Origin of the sequence: Vibrio sp. WZ-1 (assembly GCF_052037695.1) — a bacterium.
In the GTDB taxonomy this organism is placed as follows: domain Bacteria; phylum Pseudomonadota; class Gammaproteobacteria; order Enterobacterales; family Vibrionaceae; genus Vibrio.
Genome location: NZ_JBQEQR010000082.1, coordinates 80,502 through 87,902 on the forward strand (window position 1 = coordinate 80,502; position 7,401 = coordinate 87,902).

Annotated in this window: 8 protein-coding genes; 7 read left to right on the forward strand and 1 reads right to left on the reverse strand. The window is 43.5% G+C overall.

Annotated features, from left to right (window positions below; all coding sequences use genetic code 11):
- Positions 1-38 precede the first annotated feature (38 nt).
- The gene (locus ACTS60_RS19900; protein ID WP_440889674.1) at positions 39-320 is read right to left on the reverse strand and encodes a hypothetical protein; all 282 of its coding nucleotides are present in this window, start codon (positions 318-320) and stop codon (positions 39-41) included.
- Positions 321-483: 163 nt separating this feature from the next.
- Between ACTS60_RS19900 and ACTS60_RS19905 the strand changes: the two genes are divergently transcribed.
- From ACTS60_RS19905 to ACTS60_RS19935, 7 genes are all read left to right on the forward strand, one after another.
- The gene (locus ACTS60_RS19905) at positions 484-1,203 is read left to right on the forward strand and encodes an SIMPL domain-containing protein (RefSeq protein WP_440889675.1); all 720 of its coding nucleotides are present in this window, start codon (positions 484-486) and stop codon (positions 1,201-1,203) included.
- A 233-nt stretch (positions 1,204-1,436) separates the two neighbouring features.
- Positions 1,437-1,712 (forward strand): D-fructose-6-phosphate amidotransferase, encoded by a 276-nt coding sequence (locus tag ACTS60_RS19910; RefSeq protein WP_440889676.1) that lies wholly within the window; start codon positions 1,437-1,439, stop codon positions 1,710-1,712.
- Positions 1,713-2,152: 440 nt separating this feature from the next.
- The gene (locus ACTS60_RS19915) at positions 2,153-2,623 is read left to right on the forward strand and encodes a hypothetical protein (protein WP_440889677.1); all 471 of its coding nucleotides are present in this window, start codon (positions 2,153-2,155) and stop codon (positions 2,621-2,623) included.
- A gap of 95 nt (positions 2,624-2,718) precedes the next feature.
- Complete coding sequence (locus ACTS60_RS19920; RefSeq protein WP_069538470.1) at positions 2,719-3,093, forward strand: hypothetical protein; 375 nt, start codon at positions 2,719-2,721, stop codon at positions 3,091-3,093.
- A gap of 70 nt (positions 3,094-3,163) precedes the next feature.
- Complete coding sequence (locus ACTS60_RS19925; protein ID WP_274012642.1) at positions 3,164-3,337, forward strand: hypothetical protein; 174 nt, start codon at positions 3,164-3,166, stop codon at positions 3,335-3,337.
- Positions 3,338-4,090: 753 nt separating this feature from the next.
- Complete coding sequence (locus ACTS60_RS19930; RefSeq protein ID WP_440889678.1) at positions 4,091-5,128, forward strand: DNA polymerase; 1,038 nt, start codon at positions 4,091-4,093, stop codon at positions 5,126-5,128.
- A gap of 25 nt (positions 5,129-5,153) precedes the next feature.
- Complete coding sequence (locus ACTS60_RS19935) at positions 5,154-7,043, forward strand: ATP-binding protein (protein WP_213912503.1); 1,890 nt, start codon at positions 5,154-5,156, stop codon at positions 7,041-7,043.
- The last annotated feature ends 358 nt before the right edge of the window (positions 7,044-7,401 follow it).

Below are 7,401 nucleotides of genomic sequence, written 5' to 3' on the forward strand. Positions count from 1 at the left end.
TGATTATTTTATGATTAAACCGTGTCGGATAGCGCTTTTTATGCTTTATCACCAGCAAACATAAGGATGCTTAGAGAATTGAGTGTTTCGCCAAGGCTTTCGAGTGACTTCAGTACTTGCTTGGTTGGTTCATTCTCAAGTAGTAAGCGACCATCAAAGCCTTTACTTCCGCACGGTGCTTCTTCGCAAGCGAGAGGAGCACTCTCTTCAGTAACTGGCTTTACAGCCTTTTGGTCTTCAGGTGTTACATCGTTGGCGCTAAGGCAAGACGCTGAGATAAAGAGTCCGCCGAAAATAACCATTAACTTTGTTTTTAACATGATAATAAATCTAACAATAAAACACTGTTCGATTTTATGTTATTGTGCTCATTATTTCGAGTGATATGACACAAATTTAGCTTTCGAACGCTATTTTGTTGCCATTCTCAGGCTATCTTATCTACATAGCAAATTGATTGATTTAACGAAATTAGGAGGATGAATGGAGCGAATTTCCAATAAATCGTCAATATGGTTAGGCTTATGCCTGATCATTGGTTTGGGTGTGCTAGGCTTTTTTATCCAACAGACAGCGATTAAATATAAGGCGTACGAGCGTGTCGTCACTGTAAAAGGCTTATCTGAACGAGAATACCCAGCGGATACGGTTATTTGGCCGATTCAATTTACTGTGGCGAGTAATGATATGCCGACAATGTTTGATGAGATTGATCAGCAGACGAAGTTAGTGCTCGATTTTCTTGAGGCCAAAGGACTGGATGAATCAAACTTCTCGTTATCTTCTCCTGCTGTGACGGATCGCAAAGCGCAGCAGTATGGTAATGAGCAGGACATCGAATATCGTTACCTTGCGAATCGAACTGTTACGGTTTATAGCCAAAATATCGATGTAGTCAGATCGGCCATCAATGAGATAGGTGAATTGGGTAAACAAGGTATTTTACTAAACCAAGACCCATACTCAAATCGTATTGAGTACAGCTTTACTAAGCTTAATGATATCAAACCAGATATGATTGAAGAAGCGACCAAGAACGCTCGAGAGGTGGCAGAGAAGTTCGCCAAAGACTCAGAGAGTTCATTAGGAAAAATTAAACGTGCAACGCAAGGGCAGTTCTCTATCTATGAACGTGATAGCAACACGCCTTACATCAAGAAAGTGCGTGTGGTATCTACCGTTCAATATTACCTATCAGATTAATGCGTTAGCACCTTTCCTTTTTTAAATGCCCCCTCAAAGCCAGTGCTCATGCGCTGGTTTTTTATATTCAATTAACTGCACCTTGGCTAATGAGTGCTTAATACTTTACGCAAGTGCTTTTTTATAAAACTAAGTTCTTATTTGATTGGCGGTGAAGTTGATAAAAGTCAATTCAACGGGAGGGTTAGAGGCGTAATTTTGAGCGCACTAATTAGTTAGAAGGAATTACTACAATGACATACAAATATTACCTCAGAGAGCTTGTTGGCTTAGCCATCGTTGTTTCTGTGGTTTTTGGAGTATTGAGTGTTTTACTTGATTTATATGCGTTGATGGCATGGTGTGAACATCAAGACAATATTGCTCATGTCTTTTTCCACGAGTCATTTTACTTCGTTGCTTTTCTAATCCCACCTTACTTCCTATGGAAGTTGATTAATCGCCCAGATTTAGTTTCAGCGGCACAACAGTACCAAGCGAACAAACTTGAATTAGAGCGCTCTTTATAAAGAGCTGTGGGCAGAAAAGATAAAGGCCCATGGATTTCTCCATGAGCCTTATCGGAATTTGGTGGCCCCTCCCAGACTTGAACTGGGGACCAATCGATTATGAGCGAAGGTCTGACGCAATCTCACCGCACAATCAACATAGAAACCCTGCCCCGAATCACCCCGAAATCCACCAGCAAAATCACATCACCCGATTACCCGCATGATTTTACTGACGACGCCGACGGGAAATCTACCGAACCTATATCACCGCCGCCACCGTCGAGAAAATGTAGAAAACTGTGTTGGAAAGACAGGAACGGTACCGGAAAAGACAGGAAAAAAAACCTAGGCGTAACAAGCAGCAAAACGAATTTATATTATTGAATTGTAAGAGCCCTTACTGGATTCGTCTGGTAGGGGCTTTCTTATTTCTATCCCAATGAAATAAAGGAGTTTCTATGAACCAACCCAAAAACAGTAGGAAGAATGCAAAGGCTGACACCCCCAAAGCCACACCAGAAGACAATCCATTCACTACCATTCTCAAGTCAGGTGAAGCACCAAAACTAGGAGTAAAGGCCCAAGGAACGGTGCTCTATGAGATCGCCAAAAACAGTAAAGATAACCAACTCTACTTTCGCATTGCCGGACAAAGTGGCGGGGCCGGATTGCATTCAAAACACTGGGTTCCACTTAACGAACTGTTCCAGTTGATTGAATCTCAAGGCGATAACCCGTGGAAAAGTCAGGTCTATAAATCCCTATATCCTTCAGGTTCAGCCAATAACCAAGGTTTTTGCGCCTCAGTAGTTAGAGACTTAGGTCTAGCCCAAAAGTCCGAATCATCAATTTATCTTCATGTACTAGGCGACGAATACCAACAGCTAAAAGCAGAGCTGTTAGCGCTCGCAGACAAGAAAACAAAATAACCCTTCCATTTATCGTCGCTGACGTCGTACCGACGCCGCCGACAGCAATCACTATCAAATTCTTCAATCAGTAAATCTAATAAGGAAATGTAGTAATGAAAAAACTACTAATCAGTGCGTTAGTTCTAGCTAGCTTTGGTGCATCAGCAGGTCTATTTAGTTCGGATACAGATGATGCAATCCAGACAATTAAAGAAGGCAGCCCAGATGGTTGCCCTTACGCAATAGGGGACATGATCGACTCGGCATTCACCAATGAAACATGGAAATCAGGTAAAACCAAATCGGGTCGAATCTTCGTGGATATTGAAGGTGATGTGAATTTCCGCAATCAAGAGCAGAAAGCATTTATGCAATTCGAAGTTGATGGGGAAGAGTTCTGGCTCAATACATTGAAGCTAAATAACCAGTACCAAAGTCAGATGATGACTCGTAGCTTTGCTAATCATCTATGCGATTCAGTTAAGTAACTTGGGACATTAAATCACTAAGGGCAGTATCGATAGGTATTGCTCTTCTTCACTTCCCGAAGGAGCAAACATGCAAAGCAAAACCTTTTCACAATCATCATCCCAATCCAAAAAGAACACAGGTATTCGTGCAGCGAAAATTGGTGCTGCTATTGGGGCTAGGTATGGTCCATATGGGGTACTAATCGGTGGTATAGCTGGCCTCATAATTGGTGTTGTCGCCGACGAGGTTATAGATGATTGACGGACAAGCTAGGTAAGCAGGGGATAACCTCTGCTTTTTTTTTGTTGTCGTCGATACATTGGATCTGACTTATAACTCGCATTCAAAGTGATGCGTGTCACACAAAAACTCTTTCAAAAAAATAATTTATCTAACAGGGCGTTCTCAAAAGGCTTAAAACAGCGGCTAATTAACATCTGTAACGTAATTTCACATCTTTTTAACTGGTTAAATTTTGCACCACTCGTTTAAAGGATTTTTAGCGCCTTTCAGCTATGTTTCATTTTTTTCAACCCATTTTCGAACGCTTTTTATAGCTTGAATTCAGCGCTGTACATCTCGTTTACATAAGCTTCAAAAGCTTAAATCTTCGTGTTGTTATTGGCCTCGTAGACAGCAACCGCTTGTCTGCGAAGCTCTTTAAAAAAATGGATATGACAAAAAAGAAGAGGAACTGATGTTGAACTTAATATAAGTGAGGATTCTATGATAAACGCAATAAGAGATGAGGAACTGTTCCGCGCAGGAATGGTTCTAGCGAAAGCGAAACACATCTCAGCATGTAAACCAATAAAGAATAGGGTCAAAGCCGAGCGGTTGGAAGATTGGTTAAACCAATACAAATCCTTCGAACCTCCATCAGACTTTCTTACTACAAAACTGGAAGAACTGGTGGGAGATTCGGATGTACTCGGCGACAGCGACGACAGAGCTTACATAGAAAGCTGTGTTCTTCGCTATCAACGAGGCATACCGATACATATCGGTCGATTAATGAAATACCAACGGAGCTTAGAAAATGGTGAGGCGAATCTTCAGCACTTAGTAGGTATGGGGCTTCTCAGCATTGATGATGAGAACCGCATACAGGTGATGGGGGATCCTGCTTTTTTTCTCTCAGGTCCAGAGCTAACACTTTGGCCGAGGAACCCAGATGGTACGTTGGTGATAGAAAGAAGAAAACTGAAAGAGATCAATGTAGGTCTCGCTCAGCGAATGTACATGGCAATGATGTACGTTCGGTACAGAAATGTATTGCGGTTCAACGTTGATTTTCGAGGTAAGCATCATGAATGGCCTAACCCATTCGGATCTTCAACAGGTAGGGAAGCGCCCAAAGGTGCTTCATTCAACTACCTATCAAAACCAATCCGCAATCATCTGCTCTATCCCAAGAAGGGAAAGCAGATATTTGTGTTGGACTACTGTTCTCAGGAGCCAGCATCACTCGCGGCATTGGCTGGCGACCATACACTGTGGTCTGCCTATCAAAACGGAGACTTGTACCTAGAGCTGCAATCACGAGCTCAAGCTTTCACTGAGCTAGACAGAGTGCATTTTAAACGCCTGTGTATCGCCCATCTGTACGGTATCACTTCGCGTGGCATAGCTAAGAAGTTCGGTGTCAGCCCGACAGTGGCGGCAATCTGGGATCGGGAATTACGTGTCATTTTCAAGAAAGTCGATGCATATCTCGATGAAAAAGTGAAGGAAGCGATGAAACAAGGTTTCGCAGAAGTCTACGGATTTCGAAGAACCGTCGCCGCCGACACGAGAGTTACAACAATCCGAAATTTCTATGTCCAAGCAGTGTGTAGTTACATGCTGCGTAACCTCTGCATCAAGCTAGAGCAGATCAATATTCCACTCATTTTTGCAATTCATGACTGTATCGGTGTCCAGACTCATGCAACAGATTCAGAAACATATGCCTTGGCAGAAAAGGCGATGGCGGATGTGTCTGAGGAAGTGCTCGGAGAAGGCTACCGCCTACGGTGTGATTGTGAATATCACGTAATCAATAATCACTAAATAACAAATAAACAGGATATAAATCATGTTATTACGTACCAAAAATAGCAAGACAACCCAAGGCCCAAAAACTCCATTTTTACCTCTATCGGCTCCTATCGCAGTAGCTTTGACTCAAGCTTTAAGAAGTAATGAAGATATTTTCAGTGATAGTTTGATAGAAGCTCTAGAAAAGACGCAAAAATGTGTTGTCGCGTTGGATAGAGGGGAGCCTGTATTAATCACTTCCGGTAGTGCTGTGAACTATAGCATTCCATTGGAAAGTAATGAGTTCTTTGCCCTCGTTGCTAAGGCGGCTAGAGCTGCGGGTATTAAAGGGTTACTTCGCTCGGATATCAAGAAGGCTATTGAAGCAGTTGCGTTAAGTGCGACGATAGATGGTCAGGAAGTTGATGTGGCGTTGTACAACGAGCGACTAGATGAAGATAACCCTTCCGAGGGTGTAGTGTTGAATATGAATAGCACTGATGGAAAAGCCTTAGTTTTGTCTGAAGGTGAAGTTAGAACTATCGATGAAGCTACAGGTATTACATTCCGTCACGCTCCTACTAATGGAAGTCTAAGTTACGATAATACTCCTTACGATGGTGAAAGTGTTGTTAGCTCGCTGAAGCAGATGTTCAGCAATCTGAATGACAACCAATTTGCATTAATCATGGCGTATGCTGGTTTCATTCTTTCGCACCCCCGCGCTAATGGCCTCACGTTTCCTATATTGTATCTGCACGGAAATGCCGGAACGGGAAAGACCACGATAGCTCGCTTGCTAACTAAGCTGCTCGGCTTAGGTGAGGATACGGTGAAAGCCCAACCCAAAGATGGACGTGACTTGGTGGCTACTGTTTCGAATAACTACTTAATGTGCTTCGATAACTGCGGAGGTATCAATGACAAACTGGCGAACGCGCTGTGTAGTATAGCAACCGGAGGTACAGTTGATGATCGTAAGCTGTATACGAATACAGATGTAGTGGCAACGAGACTGCATCAACCTCTTATCATGACGGCGATATCGTTCCCGAAACAGCATGACTTGTGTACACGTTCCTTGTTCGTGAAGGCTGGTAAGCCAAAGGTAGTTTACGGAAGCGATATTGAGATCTACCGCAAGCTTGATCAGATCTTACCGCAAGTTCAGGCTTGGTTGTTAGATACCACCTCGAAAGCTATGAGCTACATAGGATCGGTTCAAACAATATCAAACCATCGAGCTGGTGATTTCAACTTATTCCTAGCAGCTTTCGAACGAGCTATCGGCATTGAAGATCAATCAGTTCAGCAATATGTGAACAAGACTCAGGAAAAGGCTTTGAATCAACAAGTTGTAGAACATGATGAGTTCCTAGCTAGTATCGTCAATGTGGTCCAACAGCATAAGCAATTTTCTGGTGGACCTACTGAAGTTCACAAGATGCTAATGAGCGCGATATTGGTGGGAATGCGCCGTCTACCTCGTAATTGGCCTCAAAATGCTTCGGCATTGACTGGCAAGCTTAACCGCATCAAAGATCAGCTAGCTAAGCAAGGCATTGAAATACTCTCTGGTGGAACACGCGGCACGAACGGGCGAAAACTGACGCTACGAGTAATGGATGCTGCTGCGGTAGCGGCTGTCCCTGAAACGACGTCAGAGCAACCAGACCTCGAAGTGTCTGTACCAAGCATAGATGTAGAACCAGTCGTTGAAAGCTCGGAGCCTATTGTTAAACCTGCCCGAGAAAACTACTACGTTGAAGAACTGCCAGAGATCGATGACAGCGAACTAATGGGTGATTTCGAACCATTGGATGATGATGCTATGAATGCTTTGATGGAGGAGTACGAAGAGTCTGAATCTAAGTTGGATGCTACGCCTGACTGGTCTCAGATGTCTCAAGAAGAAACAGACGCGGCCACCGCTGATTTTCTTGGTTGATAGCCTCTCACTACTCAGCCCACACCACCGCTTCCAACACAGTTTTCTACATTTCCTCGACGGTGGCGGCGGTAATATAGGTTCGGTGGATTTCCCGACGGCGACGTCAGTAAAATCATGCGGGCAATCAGGTGATGTGATTTTGCTGGTGGAATTAGGCGTGATTCAGGGCAGGGTTTCTATGTTGATTGTGCAGTGAGATTGCGTCAGACCTTCGCTCATAATCGATTGGTCCCCAGTTCAAGTCTGGGAGGGGCCACCATTATTCCTTAAGGCTTATGGAGAAATCCGTAAGCCTTTTTTCGTTCTAGTCCTTTCCATATCCGGTCCGCAATTACTTCGGGTAAGCTCTGGTCTA

Bases quoted from the DNA above. Each gene is read 5' to 3' on its own strand.
- ACTS60_RS19900 (WP_440889674.1), bottom strand. From the start codon at position 320: ATGTTAAAAACAAAGTTAATGGTTATTTTCGGCGGACTCTTTATCTCA.
- ACTS60_RS19905 (WP_440889675.1), top strand. From the start codon at position 484: ATGGAGCGAATTTCCAATAAATCGTCAATATGGTTAGGCTTATGCCTG.
- ACTS60_RS19910 (WP_440889676.1), top strand. From the start codon at position 1,437: ATGACATACAAATATTACCTCAGAGAGCTTGTTGGCTTAGCCATCGTT.
- ACTS60_RS19915 (WP_440889677.1), top strand. From the start codon at position 2,153: ATGAACCAACCCAAAAACAGTAGGAAGAATGCAAAGGCTGACACCCCC.
- ACTS60_RS19920 (WP_069538470.1), top strand. From the start codon at position 2,719: ATGAAAAAACTACTAATCAGTGCGTTAGTTCTAGCTAGCTTTGGTGCA.
- ACTS60_RS19925 (WP_274012642.1), top strand. From the start codon at position 3,164: ATGCAAAGCAAAACCTTTTCACAATCATCATCCCAATCCAAAAAGAAC.
- ACTS60_RS19930 (WP_440889678.1), top strand. From the start codon at position 4,091: ATGAAATACCAACGGAGCTTAGAAAATGGTGAGGCGAATCTTCAGCAC.
- ACTS60_RS19935 (WP_213912503.1), top strand. From the start codon at position 5,154: ATGTTATTACGTACCAAAAATAGCAAGACAACCCAAGGCCCAAAAACT.